Source organism: Acidiphilium sp. PM (genome assembly GCF_000219295.1).
Taxonomy (GTDB): Bacteria; Pseudomonadota; Alphaproteobacteria; order Acetobacterales; family Acetobacteraceae; genus Acidiphilium; species Acidiphilium multivorum.
On record NZ_AFPR01000398.1, the window covers coordinates 1 to 1,035 of the forward strand.

Below are 1,035 nucleotides of genomic sequence, written 5' to 3' on the forward strand. Positions count from 1 at the left end.
CGGTGCAGCAACTGGGCGCTGCGCTCGCCGGCGCGCAGGTCGCCGCCGCCGAGGCCGAGATCGGCATCGACCACGCCGACCAGCACGAGGTCGGGGAAGTGCCAGCCCTTGGCGATCATCTGCGTGCCGATCACGAGGTCGATCTCGTGGGCGACGATGGCGCGCAGCGCCGCCTCCGCCTGCTCGGCGGTGGTGATGGCGTCGCTCGCCATCAGGATTGTGCGGGCGGCGGGGAACAGCTCGGCGACTTCCTCGGCGATGCGTTCCACGCCGGGGCCGATCGGGACGAAGCTCTGCTCCGCCGCGCATTCGGGGCATTTGGCGGGCACCTGCGCGGCGTGACCGCAATGGTGGCAGAGCAGGTGGCCGGGCCGGCGGTGTTCCACCAGCCAGGCGGTGCAGTTCGGGCAGGTGAGCCGGTGCCCGCAGCCGCGGCAGAGCGTGAGCGGCGCATAGCCGCGGCGGTTGAGGAAGAGCATCGCCTGGCCGCCGCCTTCCAGCGTGGTCTCCAGCGCGCCGGCCAGCACGGGAGAGAGAAAGCGGCCGCGCGCGGGCGGGGCGGCGCGCAGGTCGATCGCCTCGATCGCCGGCAGCCTCGCGCCGCCATGGCGGGCGGCGAGGGTGATGTGGCGGTAGCGGCCGGCTTCGGCGTTCACCGCCGATTCGAGGCTCGGCGTGGCGGAGGCGAGGATGACGGCGCAGCCGGAGATCCGCCCGCGCACCACCGCCATGTCGCGCGCATGGTAGGTCACGCCGTCCTCCTGCTTGTAGGCGGCCTCGTGCTCCTCATCGACCACGATCAGGCCGGGATCGGCGAAGGGGAGGAACAGCGCCGAGCGGGCGCCGAGCACCAGCCTCGCCGCGCCGCCCGCGACCGCGTGGTAATTGGCGCGGCGGGTCGCGGGTGTCAGCCCGGAATGCCACAGCGCCGGCGCCGCGCCGAAGCGGGCGGCGAAGCGCGCGGCGAACTGGGCGGAGAGCGCGATTTCCGGCACCAGCACCAGCGCCTGCCGCCCCTCCCGCAAGCAGGCGGCG

Annotated in this window: 1 protein-coding gene; it reads right to left on the reverse strand. The window is 74.2% G+C overall.

Annotation, left to right across the window (positions count from 1 at the left end):
- The coding region (priA, locus tag APM_RS13005; protein WP_039888663.1) for a primosomal protein N' at positions 1 to 1,035 on the reverse strand (1,035 nt) is incomplete at both ends.